Source organism: Marinomonas colpomeniae (genome assembly GCF_014803385.1).
Taxonomy (GTDB): Bacteria; Pseudomonadota; Gammaproteobacteria; order Pseudomonadales; family Marinomonadaceae; genus Marinomonas; species Marinomonas colpomeniae.
Genome location: NZ_JACYFC010000001.1, coordinates 873,464 through 891,554 on the forward strand (window position 1 = coordinate 873,464; position 18,091 = coordinate 891,554).

18 protein-coding genes are annotated in these 18,091 nt (G+C 39.0%); 14 read left to right on the top strand and 4 right to left on the bottom strand.

All coding sequences use genetic code 11. The features are described 5' to 3' along the window. Positions 1–26 precede the first annotated feature (26 nt). The 3 genes from IF202_RS04105 to IF202_RS04115 form a co-directional block, all read right to left on the bottom strand. Positions 27–221, bottom strand: a complete 195-nt coding sequence (locus IF202_RS04105; protein WP_191593581.1) for a (2Fe-2S)-binding protein — start codon at positions 219–221, stop codon at positions 27–29. A gap of 167 nt (positions 222–388) precedes the next feature. Further along, a complete protein-coding gene (locus tag IF202_RS04110; protein WP_191593582.1) occupies positions 389–1,030 on the bottom strand; it encodes a DsbA family oxidoreductase in 642 nt (213 codons plus the stop codon). A gap of 50 nt (positions 1,031–1,080) precedes the next feature. After that, positions 1,081–1,755, bottom strand: a complete 675-nt coding sequence (locus IF202_RS04115) for a DNA-3-methyladenine glycosylase I (RefSeq protein ID WP_191593583.1) — start codon at positions 1,753–1,755, stop codon at positions 1,081–1,083. Positions 1,756–1,912: 157 nt separating this feature from the next. On the opposite strand from IF202_RS04115, the gene IF202_RS04120 reads away from it, so the two are divergent. The 5 genes from IF202_RS04120 to IF202_RS04140 all read left to right on the top strand — a co-directional run bounded on the left by IF202_RS04120 (position 1,913) and on the right by IF202_RS04140 (position 6,299). Next, positions 1,913–2,638, top strand: coding sequence for a pyridoxine 5'-phosphate synthase (locus IF202_RS04120; RefSeq protein WP_191593584.1), 726 nt, complete (start codon positions 1,913–1,915; stop codon positions 2,636–2,638). 3 nt (positions 2,639–2,641) lie between these two features. Beyond that, complete coding sequence (locus tag IF202_RS04125) at positions 2,642–3,241, top strand: tRNA-uridine aminocarboxypropyltransferase (RefSeq protein WP_191593585.1); 600 nt, start codon at positions 2,642–2,644, stop codon at positions 3,239–3,241. A gap of 92 nt (positions 3,242–3,333) precedes the next feature. Next, a complete protein-coding gene (locus tag IF202_RS04130; protein ID WP_191593586.1) occupies positions 3,334–3,624 on the top strand; it encodes a DUF1244 domain-containing protein in 291 nt (96 codons plus the stop codon). Between the two features lie 79 nt (positions 3,625–3,703). Continuing rightward, positions 3,704–4,324, top strand: coding sequence for a transglutaminase-like cysteine peptidase (locus IF202_RS04135; protein ID WP_235963238.1), 621 nt, complete (start codon positions 3,704–3,706; stop codon positions 4,322–4,324). A 10-nt stretch (positions 4,325–4,334) separates the two neighbouring features. Further along, positions 4,335–6,299, top strand: a complete 1,965-nt coding sequence (locus tag IF202_RS04140) for a bifunctional diguanylate cyclase/phosphodiesterase (protein WP_191593588.1) — start codon at positions 4,335–4,337, stop codon at positions 6,297–6,299. Between the two features lie 25 nt (positions 6,300–6,324). Here IF202_RS04140 and IF202_RS04145 read toward each other — a convergent pair whose 3' ends face one another. Then, entirely contained in the window at positions 6,325–6,693 is a 369-nt protein-coding gene (locus IF202_RS04145) for a hypothetical protein (RefSeq protein ID WP_191593589.1), read from the bottom strand. A 142-nt stretch (positions 6,694–6,835) separates the two neighbouring features. Here IF202_RS04145 and IF202_RS04150 point away from each other — a divergent pair, with 142 nt between their 5' ends. The 9 genes from IF202_RS04150 (at position 6,836) to IF202_RS04190 (ending at position 18,065) form a co-directional block, all read left to right on the top strand. Continuing rightward, entirely contained in the window at positions 6,836–9,142 is a 2,307-nt protein-coding gene (locus IF202_RS04150) for a type I secretion system permease/ATPase (protein WP_191593590.1), read from the top strand. A 2-nt stretch (positions 9,143–9,144) separates the two neighbouring features. Further along, positions 9,145–10,476 carry an HlyD family type I secretion periplasmic adaptor subunit gene (locus IF202_RS04155; protein WP_191593591.1) on the top strand — a complete coding sequence of 444 codons (1,332 nt, stop codon included), beginning with the start codon at positions 9,145–9,147 and terminating at the stop codon, positions 10,474–10,476. Between the two features lie 106 nt (positions 10,477–10,582). Next, complete coding sequence (locus IF202_RS04160; RefSeq protein WP_191593592.1) at positions 10,583–11,221, top strand: response regulator transcription factor; 639 nt, start codon at positions 10,583–10,585, stop codon at positions 11,219–11,221. A gap of 199 nt (positions 11,222–11,420) precedes the next feature. Next, positions 11,421–12,026 carry an ANTAR domain-containing response regulator gene (locus IF202_RS04165; RefSeq protein WP_191593593.1) on the top strand — a complete coding sequence of 202 codons (606 nt, stop codon included), beginning with the start codon at positions 11,421–11,423 and terminating at the stop codon, positions 12,024–12,026. A gap of 5 nt (positions 12,027–12,031) precedes the next feature. After that, positions 12,032–13,213, top strand: coding sequence for a CmpA/NrtA family ABC transporter substrate-binding protein (locus IF202_RS04170; protein ID WP_191593594.1), 1,182 nt, complete (start codon positions 12,032–12,034; stop codon positions 13,211–13,213). A gap of 332 nt (positions 13,214–13,545) precedes the next feature. Beyond that, positions 13,546–14,955, top strand: a complete 1,410-nt coding sequence (locus IF202_RS04175) for a CmpA/NrtA family ABC transporter substrate-binding protein (protein WP_191593595.1) — start codon at positions 13,546–13,548, stop codon at positions 14,953–14,955. A 64-nt stretch (positions 14,956–15,019) separates the two neighbouring features. Then, positions 15,020–15,991, top strand: a complete 972-nt coding sequence (locus IF202_RS04180; RefSeq protein ID WP_191593596.1) for an ABC transporter permease — start codon at positions 15,020–15,022, stop codon at positions 15,989–15,991. 42 nt (positions 15,992–16,033) lie between these two features. Continuing rightward, positions 16,034–16,831 (top strand): ABC transporter ATP-binding protein, encoded by a 798-nt coding sequence (locus IF202_RS04185; protein ID WP_191593597.1) that lies wholly within the window; start codon positions 16,034–16,036, stop codon positions 16,829–16,831. Between the two features lies 1 nt (position 16,832). Continuing rightward, positions 16,833–18,065 carry an NAD(P)/FAD-dependent oxidoreductase gene (locus IF202_RS04190; protein WP_328797190.1) on the top strand — a complete coding sequence of 411 codons (1,233 nt, stop codon included), beginning with the start codon at positions 16,833–16,835 and terminating at the stop codon, positions 18,063–18,065. The last annotated feature ends 26 nt before the right edge of the window (positions 18,066–18,091 follow it).

Below are 18,091 nucleotides of genomic sequence, written 5' to 3' on the forward strand. Positions count from 1 at the left end.
TGATTAGATTCGTGTGAGTGTCTAAATTAAGCAACCTGAAACTGAGTCTCTGCAATTTTTAGAAGTTCGTTATTCAGAACTTTTTTAGCACACTGACAGCATTTTCCGCATTGACTACCTATGTTGTGCTCTTTATAAAGAGCACGCATAGTTGTAGCGCCTTCCTGAATTGAGGCTTTAATGTCTCTGTCTGATACTTGATTACAAATACAAACGTACATAAATGAAAATCACTCGCACTAATATTTTGATTAGTCGATTCTATTTTTAATGTGAATGATTATCAATAGATAAATATTTATCTATTTTCATACTTTGATAGTTTTTTTAATAAGTGGTGTTTACGGAGGCAAATCAGAATTTAGCTCCGTAAACTAAAGGTGGGCTGTTATTGTTCTTTTTGGGCTATGTCAGTGAGGACTTTTAAGAAAGATTCTGGGTCATGTGCACCTTGAACCATAAACTTATCGTTAATCACATAGGTTGGGGCCGAGTTAATGTCTAAGCTACGAAGGTGTGTTAGTTTTTTCTCTGTCAGCAACTGAGCTTCTTTATTGGTTGCATAATCAATGTCTGTTTTTTGCATTCCTATACTTAGGGCTATTTCTTCCAGAATAGTTTGTTTACCTATGTCTTTACCATTAGTGAAATAGTTATGGAATAAAGCCAGCACAAAAGGTGTTGCCAAGCCTGACTTTGTTGCTGAGAGTACAAATTGATGGGCTAATTTAGTATTCGGGATATGGTCTTTTTCGGAAAAATTGAAACTAATACCGGCCTCAATACCAACTTGCTGGATGGCGTGAGTTGCCTCATTAAGTTTTTCTGGACTGCCAAATCTTTCACCAAGATATGTGTCTCTGTCTGCGCCTTGAATAGGCATGTCTGGATGTAATTCAAACGGCTGCCAACGAATATCGATACGGTAATCATCACCTAATTGTTCAATGGCTTGTTTTAGGCGGGAGTAGCCTAAGTAACACCAAGGGCATATTACATCTGAAATAATGTCGATGCGTAGATCGGCCATGTTCTCTCCTAAATGAGCGTTATTAAGTTATTAGTGTGTATTATAAATGGTTAATTAATGCTTAGTGCGATGCACTGGCTGATTTCTGTATAAGATCGACCACTTTCATCGTGCCAATGATTGAATGCATCTTGCGCTGCTTTTAATGCTGATTGTGTGCCTCTGCCTGTTGATATTATATCATGCAGGCGTAGATAGCCTTCAACGTCTTTAGTTAGCATAAAGGTGTCTTTACCCATAGCGCGTAACGTATAAGGGCCTGTGTTTCCGCCTAATCTAGCACCATTTTTTTTCAGATATTTCCAAAGCCCTACTATGTTGTTGCTGGGCCATTGAGCGACGAAGTTTGAAAATGATCCATGGCTTGCCTGACACTCACTGATCATGAGTGCGTTTTCCCTAATTGTCATGACCTTTCCAAAGTGTCGAATAATGCGCTGATCTTTGGCTTTTTCTTCCCACATTTCATCATGAATCAATAGCATTTTCTCAATATCAAATTTGAAAAACACGTCTTCGAAGTTTGGCCATTTATTGCGGACAACTTGCCAGCTAATACCACATTGAAATACTTTTTGGGAAAATGCAGATAACCACCTATCGTCTTTATACTGAGACAATTCAGATGTTGAAAGAGGGGGTGTTAGCCTTTGCTCAAGCTGATTTTTACCACCATGCCTGAGAGCGGCACGATTAAAAATAGACTCGAAGTGTTCGTATTGCATTTTAAGCTCCTAGTTGATTAAGGCCAGTTTATCATAAGCCATAATTTAGGTGCTTTAATTAAGTGGATATCTTGTAGCGTTGTTTTAATCATAAAGGTGCCGCTGGCTATGGGTTTGTCTTATAATGCAGGGAAATGATCCAATCGAGAGAAGTCACATGACACACTTAAGCGTAAATCTGAATAAAATTGGCTTACTTCGAAATTCCCGCGGCAGAGACTATCCGAATTTAATTAATATGGCTGAGCGAACTCTTAATCTCGGCGCCTTTGGAATTACTATTCACCCAAGACCTGATCAGCGTCATGCAACGTATCAAGATGCATATGATTTAAAAGCTTTATTAAAACGTTTTCCTAATGCTGAATTGAATATAGAAGGCTTCCCAGATGCCCAATTCTTGGATGTAGTGTTAGAAGTAGAACCAGATCAATGTACATTGGTTCCAGATGATCCAAATCAATTGACCTCTGATCATGGTTGGAATGTAGCTCGTGACCAAGATGCATTACGTCCGGTCATTGCCAAACTTAAAGCGAAAGGCATTCGTGTGGTTCTTTTTATGGATCCAGATGCAGAGAATATGGCGTTAGCAAAAGAAGTAGGTGCTGACCGTGTTGAACTGTATACCGAAGCGTATGCTAATGCTTATGGAGAAGAAGGATTTGATACTGTTCTTGAGTCCTATCAGAACGCTGCACAAGCGGCTTTGGATGCTGGGTTGGAAGTCAATGCAGGACATGATTTAGATTTAGAGAATGTTCAGGCGTTGTGTGAACAAGGTCGAATAATTGAAGTCTCTATCGGTCATGCTTTGACGGCGGAAGCATTAGATCTTGGCTGGAATCATGTAGTGAAAGCGTATTTAGAAAAATTGGCCTGATTAATGAGCGCTATAAAAAGAGCATGCTGTGATCATTGTCATTTTCTTGTAGAACAGTGTGTTTGCCAATGGATACCAGAATTGGCTGCTAATTTAGAAATCTTGATCTTACAAGATTCTAAAGAAGCGAAGCATGCTAAGAATACTGTGCCACTTTTATGCTTGGGCTTACCGAAAGTGAGATGCGTTTCTACACAAGACCAAGTGGCTTTACAAAAAGTATTATCTCAACTAGATACAAGTGAATGGTATTTGATTTTTCCCTGTGATGACGCGATTGCTATAGAATCAGTTGCTAATTCTCCAGTATCTCGCATAAAAGGTATTATTTTACTGGATGCAACGTGGAGGAAAGCAAAAAAAATGTATTGGATTGAGTCTTTGTTACATGCTTTTACTGCGGTTCGTTTTACACAGCCCCCTGCCGGTAAATATGTGATTCGTAAATCTCCTAATTCAGAATCTCTATCAACATTAGAAGCGTGTGCTTATGCAATTGAGCAGATATCGGGAGAAAATATGCAACCTTTACGTGAATTTATGATTAAAGCGCAAGAGTGGCAGTGGAGGCTTCAGCCTTCTAGCCATCGTCATTACAACTGATTCTTTTTTTGCCTAGGCGAACAGTTGAATGCATAACAAAACTATATATTACTGAATACACAGCGACATAAGTAAAGAGATAAGGCAACATTATGAATAAACAAATAGAAATTGAAGCGGCTGTATTACGTCGCCTTTTGAAGCATCTAGACGATAATAAATCTGTGCAAAATATAGACCTTATGAATTTGGCTGGATTTTGTCGTAACTGCTTAAGTAAATGGTACATGGTAGAAGCCGAACAGTTTGGTGTCGATGTCAATTATGATAAGGCTAGAGAGTATGTTTATGGCGAACCTTATGATACGTGGAAAGGCAAATATCAACCGAAAGCAACATCTGAACAGTTAGATGCTTTTAATGCCAAGTTTAAATCTGAATAGTAAATTGTAGATGAGGAAGCGATTTAGTTCGTTGTTGCCTTTTTTAAATAGTGCCAAACGATATGTTTGTGTACTTTTTATGGTGCTCCTTATTCCTCAATGGTTACTCTATGCAGATGTATCAGATAAATATAGAAAACTAGCAAAACAAGCTGCTATTACTTATGGCGTAGGTGCTGATAAGCGAATTTTGACTTGGCGTAAATTAATTGAAGATGCAAAGCCTCTGACTGTTATTGATCAACTTACTCAGGTGAATGATTTTTTTAATCAAATGGAATTTGTTGATGATATTGATCTATGGCATAAGGAAGATTATTGGGCGACACCCATTGAGTTTTTAGGTATGCAAGCTGGCGATTGTGAGGATTTTACGATTGCGAAATATTTTGCGCTTAGAGAGCTTGGTGTTCCTGATGAAAAACTGCGCTTAGTGTACGTTAAATCATTGACTTTGAATCAACATCATATGGTCGTGGCTTATTATCATAAGCCGACATCTATTCCTGTCTTGTTAGATAATATTGATAAAGAGCTGAAACCGGCATCAAAACGAAATGATCTACTGCCTATTTATTCTTTTAATGCTGAAAATTTATGGCTGTCTAAAGAGAAAGGTCGCGGTGTCCTTGTTGGAGGCTCATCGAGATTGAGCCTATGGACAGACTTAAATGATCGACTTAATACAATTACAAATTAGGAGAATATAGATGACGCTGTTCCGCCAGTTAATGATGACGATTATAGCCATCTTTTCATTGATGCTCGCCGTTGTTATGGGAATTAACTTTAACACGACAAAGGGCTATTTAATTGGTCAGCTACAATCAACAACGCAGGATTCAGCGACATCATTGAGTATGTCCGTGTCAGACTTTATGGCATTTGAAGATTACGTTTCTGTTGAGAGTAGTATTAATGCTGTGTTTGATAGTGGTTATTTTTCTGAAGTCCGTATTCATGTTTACAGCAATGATCAACAAATTAGTCGATCGATTGAAACCAAAATTGAAGGTGTGCCTTCATGGTTTGTCCGTTGGGTTGATTTTGATGTTCCTGTTGCTAAAGCCATCATATCAAATGGTTGGAATGAGTTAGGTCAAGTCTATGTCACAGGTAGTGCTGGTTATGCTTGTCGACAATTATGGTTGGCCTCACGCGATTTATTGATTTCATTCTTCATCATCGGTGTTATTACATTAATTTTGGGCAGTATTGCCTTGCGTTATTTATTTAAACCATTAGTAGAGCTAGAAAAACAGGCAGAGGCGATACAGCAAAGACGTTTTATTAAAATGGTCAATATTCCTAAAACACGAGAACTGAGATCGGTTGTGTTATCGATGAATAGGATGGCTGAAAAACTAGAAACAGAGTTCGCCTCTGAGGTAGAGACTGCTCAATGGTTACAAACTAAAGCTTTTAAAGACCCTGTTAGTGGTCTGGGTAATCGATATTTTTTTGAAAGCCAGATGAAATCACATTTTTCAGAACGAGAGCGAGGGCTTGATGGTTTAGTACTGGTTAGTTTAACGGACCTTGCTAAATTGAATAATGAGCAAGGTTATGAATCTGCAGATTTATTTATTCAATCAGCAGCAGATATATTAACTAAAAAAGTCACTTCAATATCTTCATTTTCTACATTGGCGCGTTTGTCTGGGGCTGATTTTGTTTTATTGATTCCTAATTTTGGCCGTAATCAGCTTGAGTTGATAGTTAATGAAATTATGCATGATTTGGTGGAGTTAAATACAGCTAGTATTAGTTACTCTGCGTCAGTGGCTAATATTGGAGCCGTTATTATAAATAGTTCTGTTGAGCGTTCTAGTGCTATGTCTCAAGTCGATGAGGCGTTGCGTGAGGCAAAAAGAGAGGGTGCTAATACCGTTAAAGTATTCGATCTTCAAGGAGGGCAGAATGTTTCAATCAGCAGAACTGAATGGAAAGGGATTTTAGAGCAGGCCATAAAAAACCGTTCTTTTAATTTAAAAAAACAAAGTGTTATGTCATTGAACTCTTTAGAGGGAGAGAGTTCCGAAGTAATGCTTCATGAAGAAGTATTTATGGGGCTAGAGCACGCAGGTAAAAAATATCATGCAGGTTACTTTATTGGATTGGCAGGGCAATTTGATTTGTGTGGCCAAATAGATAGAGTAATTATAGAGCTTGTTATTGAGTATATTAAATCAAAGAATCCAGAAGCTTCTTTAGCTATAAATTTATCAGCATCGTCTTATGCTAAGCCAGACTTTATTGCATGGCTTGATAAACTATTAGGCCAACTTGAGCTTAGGGTGAAAAGTAAACTTATTTTTGAGATTTCAGAACAAAGTGTTTTGGCAGAAGCGTCTCAAACGAAAGAGCTCATAGATGTATTTAAAGGGCAAAATATACAATTCGGAATTGATAATGTTGGTAAGCAAATATCAGCGTTCCAGTACTTGCAAGTACTAGTGCCAGATTATGTGAAAATTGATTCTTCTTACACCCGTATGGCAGCTGGTAAGGAATCTCAGTCTTTCTTTATGCAAACCCTTTGTAAAATATTTAATAGTTTGAATATTGAAGTAATTGCAACCGGTGTAGAAAATGAGAAACAATTGAAGGCTCTTTCTCGGTTCGATATAGCTGGCGGCCAAGGTTATCGTATTGGTCGTGCGCAAGATATATAGGGAGACACTACTATCTTGCCTCGAATTAAATCAGAGAATCATTATCGTCTAATGTGCCCTGAGTGTCTAACATTAGACTGTCATCGTGACCATGGTGAATGCCACGAACCCATTTTCTGCCAAGCAGCTTTTTCTGTGCTGGAAGTGGTAGTTCTGTAAATTGTATTAGGCGTTTTGCTGTTAGAAGGTCGACTAAATCTTCTAAAATTCGCATCATATCCCCATCAGAAACTGTCAGCATCTCTTGGGTATTTGCATTTGATGATGTGAATTTTTTTTCTAGTATACCAGCAACCGTAGGCTCATTTGGAGCGACTAATAAATTGTATTCATCAGATTGAGAAGAGGATACATCTATAATGTCACCTTCTTTATTGACTTTCGCATATAGCATGTTGATCTCCTTCTATGTGTAAATTTGTATAGCAAGCCACCGCTAAGCTTCCTATCTTACTTAATAAACACTATCCTGTACCAGCGCCATTATACTATTGGTTTGAAAATAAGATATTCGGTAGATTAGGAGAATATAGAGTATGTCTAATTCTGATACTCATTCAGAACAAAACTCTTCGTCACCTGTAGAAAGTGATACGCATGAACAAGATGATATTATTAATGGGACTGGCGATAGAATGGCCAAGCCGCAAGCTGAAGAAAACAATCAAAAAGAACTTCCTGAAGAGCTCACAGAAGAATGGGACACACAGGGAGCATCCTTGGAATATCCTAACCCTCTTCTAGACTGTTTAGTGTTGCTGAGTAAGTATTTTTACAATCCTTACACTGCTGATGGTATTGCGTCAGGATTACCTATTACTGATAACGCGATGACTCCAGAGCTTTTTCAGCGAGCAGCTCAGCGTATAGGTATCAGCTCACGTTTTGTTAAAAGAGATTTAGATAATATTCCGGATATGGTTTTACCTGCTGTACTACTTTTAAAAGACAAGCAGGCATGTATTTTACTAGAAATAGATAGAAAGAAAAAAGTAGCGAAAGTACTTCGACCTGAATCAGGTGAGGGTGAAATTTCACTGTCAATTGATGAGTTATCCGCTTCACTGACGGGATACTGTTTCTTTGTCCGACCTCTTTATCAGTTCGATAAAAGATCTGAAAAAAGTGATGAAAAAGAAACCAAAAAAGGGCACTGGTTTTGGGGGACTATTTCTGGTTCGTGGCGTATTTATCGAGATGTATTTATTGCTTCATTACTGATTAATATTTTTGCTGTTGCTAGCCCTTTATTTGTTATGAATGTATATGACCGAGTCGTACCTAATAATGCTTTTGATACACTTTGGGTATTAGCAATAGGAGCTGCAGTCGTCTATTTATTTGATTTTTTGCTACGTACTTTGCGAGCTTACTTTATAGATATTGCAGGGAAGAAATCTGACATTCTTATTTCTGCAGCTATTTTTTCTAAGGTGAATAACATCACTATGGCAGCGAGACCAAAATCTGTTGGTGCATTCGCTAAAAATCTTCAAGAATTCGAAAGCATTCGAGATTTCATTACTTCGGCATCGATTACTACTCTGGTTGATATTCCATTTATGTTTTTAATCATTGGTGTGATATGGCTAATTGGTGGTCCGGTAGGTTATATACCTATTGTTACAATTTTTTTGATTATTCTTTATAGCGTGATTATACAAATTCCACTTCGCCGTTCGATAGAAGAAAGTCAAAAGACAGCCTCGCAAAAAAATGCAGTACTCATAGAAAGTCTATATAACGCCGAGAGTGTGAAGCTTAATAATGCAGAAGGTGTGTTTCAGAAACAATGGGAAAACGCAGTCGGTAATATTGCAGATTGGGGAGTAAAAACACGCCAGCTATCTCAGTCATGTTCTTCTTTTGCTATGGTTGCTCAACAGTTAACAACAGTCATTATTGTTATTGTTGGTGTATATCAAATATCCGAAGGTCTTATGAGTATGGGAGCTTTGGTAGCTACCGTTATGTTGACTGGGCGAGCACTAGGCCCAATGGCACAAGTTGCCAGTTTAGCGACACGTTATAATCAAGCTAAATCTGCTTTTACTTCATTAAATGAAATTATGTCGTCACCGGTAGAAAAGCCTGACAATGTTAAGTTTGTGCATCGGCCTGTTTTTAAAGGTAATTTTCAATTTGAAGCAATTAACTTCTCTTACCCTGACCAAGAACAAGATGCTGTTAGCGATATTAATATTAATATTAAGCAAGGTGAAAAAGTTGCCATTATTGGACGAATTGGCTCGGGCAAGTCTACTTTAGGTAAGTTGATGACCGGTCTTTATACTCCAAGTGGTGGCGCGATACGTATTGATGGTGTTGATATTCGACAGGTTAATCCAACGGATTTACGTCGTAATGTTGGCTCTGTATCCCAGGATGTTAATTTATTTTATGGCTCTATTAAGGACAACATCGTCATGGGGGTTCCTTATATGGAAGATGAGGCTATTATTCGAGCGGCTGATCTATCAGGGGTCTCGGAGTTTGCTAATCGCAAGCCTAGTGGATTAGACAGTCTTGTGGGTGAAAGAGGGGCTTTATTATCTGGTGGGCAACGCCAAAGTATTGCGATCGCAAGGGCGTTATTATTCGATCCACCTATTCTAATATTGGATGAGCCAACAGCTTCAATGGACAATACGACAGAATCTAGAATGAAGCGTCGACTAATCAGCGCGGTAAAAGATAAAACCCTTATTTTGATTACACATAAGGCTTCTATGCTAGATATGGTTGATCGTATTATTGTTATGGATAATGGTCGTTTAATTGCTGATGGTCCAAAAGCGCAAGTACATGAAGCTCTTCGTCAAGGTAAGTTGAAGGTCAGTTAATTATGAGTAATAAAAACACGATTTCTCAACACGATTTAGAATACCTGACAGACCGTAATGCCGCTTTAATGCTAAAAACACCACGTGGTGGCAGAATTATTTTATGGGTTATCTTTATTTTTATCGCAGCTGCTTTGGTATGGGCTAACTATACATCCTTAGATGAAGTGACCGTTGGTGAAGGTAAGGTCATTCCGTCTAGTCAAGTTCAGCAAATCCAAAATTTAGAAGGCGGTATTCTAAAAGAAATTAATGTTCAGGTTGGGCAGGTAGTGGATAGTGGTCAGATATTGATGACCATTGAAAATACTGAAGCTTTGTCTTCATTGCGTGAACAGCAAGCTGAATTTATAAACTTACAAGTTAGAGCAACTCGTTTGCAGGCAGAGGCTTCAGGTACTACGCCTGAATTTGATAATGATGCGAAGGAAGAGTATCCCTTAGTTGTTAGTCGAGAATTGGATTTGTATAACAACAAATTAGAGTCATTGCGTACTAATCAAGTTAGTTTTCAACAGCAAATAGAGCAAAAAAAACAAGAAATTGTTGAACTTCAAGCCAAGTTAAAGAACTTAAAACAAAGTTACGAATACTCAAAAGAAGAGTTAGATTTAACTCGTCCTGCATATGATCAAGGTGCTATATCAAGAGTTGAATTGTTACAACTTGAGCGCGAAGTCAACCAATTACAAGGTGATTTAGAGGCAACGCAACTTGCTATACCACGCGCAGGATCGGCACTGAAAGAAGCGCAGAGTAAGCTAGAAGAAAGTGAGGCTCAGTTTAGAACCGATGCACAAGAAGATTTGACTGGTGTACGTAGTAAGTTGGACCAACTTAGAGAAGCGACAGTGTCGCTTAAAGATAAAGTGTCTAGAACACAGGTTAGATCGCCGGTAAAAGGAATAGTGAAGCAGATTCAAACCAATACCGTTGGTGGTGTGATTAAGCCTGGCGTCAATATGATGGAGATAGTTCCTATTGAAGACTCTCTACTAATTGAAGCCAAAGTTCGTCCAGAAAATATAGGCTTTATACAGCCAGGTTTTAATGCGGTCGTAAAATTGTCTGCTTATGATTTTGCTATTTTTGGAGGTCTACGTGGCACTGTAGAAAACATTAGCGCAGATACTATTCTGGATGAAGAAGGTAATAGTTTTTACTTAGTTAGGGTTAGAACCGATAAAAATTATATAGGAACAGAAGACGCACCATTATCAATTATCCCTGGTATGCAATCGACTGTAGATATTATTACGGGTAAGAAGACTCTATTAGACTATTTGTTAAAACCTATCTTAAAAGCAAAACAAAATGCACTACGTGAAAGGTGATTACAAAAAAGTAGTTAACAAATGATAAAGATTAACAAATGTTAACATTCATCATTTTTTAACTGGTTAAAATAGCTCTGTTGTACTTCATAGGATGAGGCTGATTTTGAAAATTTTGTGTTTGAATACAGATGACGCCGTATGGAAACATTGGAATCAAGTCATCTCTACGGACGCTTTGTTAGTCCGTGTTGAAAAGATCAATAGTGTTTATGAAGCGTTGGAAAATACAGGTTCCGATTTTAAATATTGTTTTATATATTTAAGTGATAAATCATTTTCGACGCATGTTGATGATGTTGTGGCACTGCGATCTAAGTTCCCTAATCAGAAAATAATCGTTTTTCCTAATCATTCAAATCAGTCAGTCTCACTCAAACTTTTTTCTGTTGGTGTGAGTGGGCAATGTGCTCCTTACATTGGTCGAGAGCAGTTGTCTTTGGTCTTGACTGTTGTCGATTCAGGTGAGATCTGGGGCGGTAAAGCTTTTATTCAACAACTTATCCAGCAGTCGGCGGGTAATGCGCCTGCTGGTTATAATAATGGGTTGGAAAATTTGTCTGAGCGTGAATTAAGTGTTGCCCGGTTTATAGCGAAAGGTTTAACAAATAAGCACATTGCTATTGAGATGGATATTACAGAGCGTACTGTAAAGGCGCACTTAACGTCTATTTTCAAAAAAACGAATACCAAGGACCGATTATCACTAGCGCTGTTGGCTCAAAATAATGACGCGACACTCTAATTTGGTGCGTTTATAAATTACCTCATGCACATAATTTGCTCATCTTCGCTATATTTAATTTCTCACCTTCTAATTATCCCTAGTAAAGCCTTGTAATAAGGCTTTTACACTGGAATTTTCGTACAAAAAAATAATGTGTCGAAATGGCGCATATATTGCTTGCTCTTATATGTTTTAACGCTTTTTAAGAGAATGCACTATGCCAGCAGCACCAGAAAAAGAGTTAACTGTCATGCTGGTCGATAATGAGCCTGCAAGAGCTGCAATTGTTGAGCAAGCGATGACTGATAGTGGTTACCGTGTTATTAGGCGACTTGAAAATGCTAAAAATCTAACGGAAGCCGTTAACCAATATCAACCTGATATGGTCATTATTGATATTGAATCTCCTGATCGTGATATGTTGGAAAACATGTCGCGTCTTACCCAAGATAACCCTCGTCCTATTGTTATGTTTGCTGAAGAAGATGACTCTCGACATGTTGAAGCTGCGATTCGAGCAGGGGTTAGCGCGTATGTAGTCGATGGCGTGAATAGTGGGAGTGTAAAGGCTTTGTTACAAGTCGCCATTGCGCGATTCCGTGAATTCCAAGCGCTTAGATCTGAATTAGAGTCGGTAAAAAGCCAACTGGAAGATAGAAAGCTGATAGATAAAGCGAAAGGTTTAATTATGAAGCATCAGCAATGTGATGAGCCAGCAGCCTATAAAGCATTAAGAAAACTGGCTATGGATCGTAGTCAACGTATGACAGATGTCGCTCGAAATATCATATCGGTAATGGAACTAATGGGAGATGCGAAGTGAATTTGATGAAAGTAAACGCAACTCTTTTGCACAATGAGCCTGTTCGCATTGGTTTCATTCCTTTAATAGATTGTGCCCCTTTTGTTATTGCACAAGAAAAAGGTTTTTTTGAAGATGAAGGTGTCAATGTAATACTTTCTAAAGAGGCATCTTGGGCCAGTATTCGAGATAAGGTAGCATTTAATGTGCTTGACGGCGCACATATGCTGGCATCAATGCCTATTGCGGCGAGTTTAGGTATAGGCACGATAAAAACAGCTATCCAAACGAGTTTTACTGTTAGCCATAATGGTAACGGAATTACAGTTGGTAATGTTTTATATGATCAATTACAAAAGTATTCTAAATCCTCTGAAGATGTTAGGAATGGTGTCGCTTTAAAGCGGCTTATCGATAATCGAGAAAAAGGGGAGCCAGCCCTACGATTTGCAATTGTTTACCCCTACTCCTCGCATAATTATCAATTACGAGATTGGATGAGTCGAGCGGGAATAGACTCGGATACTGATGTAAATATTGTAGTGATTCCCCCTGTTAAAATGGTTGATGCATTAAAGTCTGGTGAAATTGATGGTTACTGCGTTGGTGAACCATGGAATAGCCTTGCTGTTGAGCAAGGTGTTGGTCATATGCTGGTTACCGGGTATGAAATTTGGGGGAGTACTCCAGAAAAAGTCTTTGGGGTAAATTCGTCCTGGGCTGAGCAAAATGAACCAGCACACCTTGCTGTGATTAGGGCTCTTGAAACCGCCTGTGTTTGGGTTGATGACAAAAGAAATCAAACGGAACTACTGAATATATTAAGTCATCCAGATTATTTGAATTGCACAGTTGGGCAGTTAGTTTATGGGTTTGGTGCTATTAAGCCTAAAGGTCAGTTTGATTGGCCCATGAACGCATATCAACGCTTTTCAGGTCGTGAAGTGAATCAGCCATTACCAAGTTATGCGTTATGGGTAATGGGGCAAATGCGCCGCTGGCAACAACTTGGTGAGGTTCAATCGTTAAATGAGGTAGCAGAGCAGGTTTATCGTCAAGATCTTTACTTTAAAGCGTTTGGTGTAGATGTTGAGATAAATCATGGATGGCGCTTAAATAAAGATGAAGAGTCTGCCTGGTTAAACAAAGTAGCAAATGGTGTTATTCGTTTACATCCAGATGGAATACTGAAAGGATTTGATGAATAGCGTGTGTTTTTATGGTGCGCAATGCGTAAGAAATGGGCAAAAGTAATCATGATGACCATGCTTTTTTTATTTAGCTTCTTATGTGTTGCTTATAAAACAAGGATTTGAGTGTTTTGGCATACTACGTGCTTGTAAGTATATATAGATATATGCATTAGCATTTATTCTGAATAAACATATTAGTGAAGTTAGCAACGATGCTTAACTGTCACACTCTTTATAGTAGTTCGATGTAGAACTATTGATAAATGGCAAAGGTGCCTGCGAATACATAATTGTAATTCGCATGCGCCTTTTTTTGTTTTTGTACTTTCTTTAATCGGAGTGTAGTTATGAACATGAGATCTTTGAAAACTGTTTTACCTTTTCCTAAGCTGACGTATTCGGCTAAGAAAATAGGTGTTTCTTTATTGGTTGGTTCTGCACTTCTTTCGGGGGTTGCTCAAGCAGAGCTTGGTTACCCAGAAAAAGAAGAACTTAAGTTTGGTTTCATTAAGTTAACAGACATGGCGCCATTGGCAATTGCTTATGAGAAAGGCTATTTCGAAGATGAAGGTTTATATGTCACGTTAGAAGCGCAGGCAAACTGGAAAGTATTGTTAGACCGAGTAATTGATGGTCAGCTTGATGGTGCGCATATGTTAGCTGGACAGCCTTTAGGTGCAACCATTGGGTACGGAACAAAAGCACACATAGTGACGGCTTTTAGCATGGATTTAAACGGTAATGGTATTACTGTTTCTAATGATGTTTGGGCTGAAATGAAAAAGAATATTCCGCATAGTGCAGATGGCAAACCGATTCATCCCATCAGTGCAAGTGCTTTAAAACCTGTTGTTGATGGTTATAAAGCAGAGGGTAAGCCTTTCAAAATGGGGATGGTTTTCCCCGTCTCTACTCATAACTATGAATTGCGTTACTGGCTAGCGGCTGGTGGTATTCACCCTGGCTACTATGCGCCAGCGAAAGGAGATACGAGTGGACAAATTGATGCTGATGCGTTGCTTTCTGTGACGCCACCACCACAAATGCCAGCGACAATGGAAGCCGGAACGATCCACGGTTACTGTGTAGGTGAACCTTGGAATCAGCAAGCTGTGTTTAAAGGCATTGGTGTTCCAGTGATCACTGATTATGAAATCTGGAAAAACAATCCAGAAAAAGTTTTCGGCGTTAGCAGTGGTTGGGCAGAAAAAAATCCAAATACACACATTCGAGTTGTTAAAGCCATGATTCGTGCGGCGAAGTGGTTGGATGAAAACAACAATGCTAACCGTCCAGAAGCCGTTGAAATACTATCTCGTAGTGATTATGTCGGCGCTGATTACGATGTTATCGCAAACAGTATGACAGGAACATTTGAATATGAGAAAGGCGATAAACGTGAAGTTCCTGACTTCAACGTATTCTTCCGTCATAACGCAACTTATCCTTATTACAGTGATGCGATTTGGTATTTAACGCAAATGCGTCGTTGGGGACAAATTGCTGAACCTAAGTCCGATGAATGGTTCATGAAAATTGCAAAAGATGTCTATCGTCCAGATATCTATGCACAAGCGGCGAATGCTTTGATCGAAGATGGATTGATGAAAGCAAATGAATTTCCAGACTTCGGCGTTGAAGACGGCTTTAAGCCTGTTCAAAGTGACTTTATTGATGGCGTTAGCTATGACGGTAAGCGTCCAAATGATTACTTAAAAAGTTTTAAAATTGGTTTGAAAGGCGATGACCAAATATAAATAGAGTGAATGATAAGGCAGTCATTTGACTGCCTTATTTTGTTGAATGAAGCGAGAGAGAAATATGAATATACCAAACTTATCCATAGCGTCACTGAAAGAGAAAATAGAAAACTTTTCAATCAAAAGTTTACTATTTCCTCTTTTTGGTATTTTGGCCTTTGTGTTGTTATGGCAGGTTGGTGCAAGCCGAGTTCATACTTCTTTAGGGGAGTTTCCTGGGCCAGCTGTTGTGTATGAACAGTGGGGCGGTCTTGTTGCAGAGCACAGCAACGAACGATTAAAAGAAGAAAAATTTTACGAGCGACAAGAAAAACGTATTGAAGCTCGACAGGCAAAAGACCCTAGTTATGTGGGTAAATTAAGAGCCTATACTGGAAAGCCTACTTTTTTTGATCAAATATTTACTAGCTTATATACAGTACTAGCAGGTTTTGGTTTAGCCAGTTTGATTGCAATACCGCTTGGTATTTTAATTGGTTTAAACAGTTCTGTGTACAGTGCACTTAACCCCGTTATTCAGATATTTAAACCTGTTTCCCCACTTGCTTGGTTACCTTTGGTTACTATGGTTGTTAGTGCGTCTTATGTATCTGATGACCCTATGTTCTCTAAATCCTTCCTGACATCTATGTTCACCGTGACTTTGTGTTGCATGTGGCCAACATTAATTAATACCGCAGTGGGTGTTGCTGCGGTTGAGAAAGACTTACTAAACGTGTCTAAGGTATTGCGCCTTGGTTGGGTTACTCATGTCATGAAAATCGTTATTCCTTCTGCAATTCCTTTGATGTTTACCGGTCTACGTCTGTCACTTGGCATTGCTTGGATGGTATTAATCGCAGCGGAAATGTTGGCGCAAAATCCAGGTTTAGGAAAGTTTGTTTGGGATGAATTTCAAAATGGTAGTTCCAACTCGTTAGGTCGAATTATGGTCGCTGTGTTGATGATAGGTTTTATCGGGTTTTTATTAGATAGAGCCATGCTGACGGTTCAGCGTTTTGTTTCTTGGGATAAAACACAAGTACTGCGTTAATCAGAGAAACGTTAGTAAAAGATACGTGAATTGGAGAGTAGCATGTCAACAACACATTTAGATATTAGTAAAGTTTCTATCGAGTTCCCAACGGCTAAAGGTTTTTTTAAAGCTCTTGATGGTGTGAGCTTAAAAATCGAAAAAGGAGAGTTTGTTTCTCTTATCGGTCATTCTGGTTGTGGTAAATCAACCGTATTGAATATTGTTGCGGGCCTTTATGACGCTACTGAAGGTGGTATTTTGCTGGATGGTAAAGAAGTCAAAGGTCCAGGCCCAGAACGTGCTGTTGTATTTCAGAATCACTCGTTACTACCTTGGTTAACGTCTTACCAAAATGTTGAATTGGCAGTGAAGCAGGTTTTCAAGAAAACCAAATCTAAAAAAGAAATGCATGACTGGATTATGCATAACTTAGAACTTGTTCATATGACGCATGCTGCAGATAAACGTCCAGATGAAATATCAGGTGGTATGAAACAGCGTGTAGGTATTGCTCGCGCACTAGCAATGGAACCCAGTGTTTTATTAATGGATGAGCCGTTCGGTGCCTTAGATGCATTGACTAGAGCGCATCTACAAGACTCGTTAATGGAAATTCAAAAAGATCTTAATAATACAGTCATTATGATCACGCATGATGTTGATGAGGCTGTTTTATTGTCTGATCGTATTGTTATGATGACGAATGGACCAGAAGCGACTATTGGCGAAATCCTTAAAGTAGATTTAGATCGCCCACGAGATCGATTGGCTTTGGCGAATGACCCTAAGTATGTGGATTACCGCGCGCAAGTGTTGACCTTCTTATATGAAAAACAACGCAAAGTAGAGAGTGCGTAAGGTGATAGATTCGTCGGATAGTACTCGCATTGTCATAGTCGGCGCTGGTATGGCGGGCAGCAAGCTAGCGTATGACTTACTACAGGAAAATAATGCGAACTACTTAATTACTTTGATTGGTGAAGAGACTCAAGTTGGTTACAACAGAATCATGTTGTCTTCTTTACTCGCGAACGATATTTCTGCGGTAGATATGCCATTAGTCAACACGAATCAAATGAAAGAAGAGGGCGTTAATATAATCTCTGGTGATTGTGTGGTGATTACAGACCCTATTACAAAGACGTTGTGTTTGGCGAGCGGCCGTACAGTTAAATATGACAAACTCATTATTGCCACTGGCTCTCGTGCCAGAATGTTACCAATTGAAGGTGCTCAGGCATCTAATGTCATGGGGTTTCGTACTTGGCATGATGTGAATGTGATGGCTGATTTAGATGCCAAGCAATCTGTCTGTGTTATCGGTGGTGGATTATTGGGGTTAGAGGCCGCAGTTGGATTAGTGAAACGTGGGCATCTAGTGACGGTATTTCATCGTTCTAACTGGTTGTTGAATAGGCAGCTAGATTCAGAGTCTGCCGAACTGTTATTGAGTCGGCTACAGACAATGGGCATTAATTTTCGATTAGGTGAATCACCTACTTCATTTGTCCAATCTGAAGGCGGATTAGTCACTCATGCCATTTGTTCCGATGGTGAAAGTATGGCCGTAAACTTAGTTGTGATGGCGGCAGGGATTTCTCCTGAAATAGCCTTGGCAAAAGCTGCAGGCTTAAAAACAAATCAAGCCATTTTGGTGGATGAAAAAATGCAAACGTCCCATCCAGATGTTTTTGCTCTGGGTGAATGTTGCGAATTTGAAAATCAAACATTCGGTTTGGTAGCGCCAATTTGGGCTCAAATTAAAGTCTTAATTAATGTACTTAAAGGTGGCGAAGCCTATTTTGCCATTGAGCCTGTGCCGACCAAACTAAAAGTATCTGGTGTCAACCTTTTTTCAGTCGGAAGGGTTGAGCCAATTGAAGGTGATTCCTGCATCTTTTTCAAAGATGTGGGTGCAAACCATTATCGCAAGCTAGTGGTCAATGATGGCTTACTGGTTGGGGCAATTCTTTATGGCAACGTGGCCGATGGAAGCTGGTATTTCCAGCTTATGCAAAATAAAACAGATGTCTCTGACATGCTTGAACTACTTGTATTTGGCGAAGCCTATTGCAGCCCTCAAGTCGCTTAAAGTGGTCTTAGATATTTGAAATATTA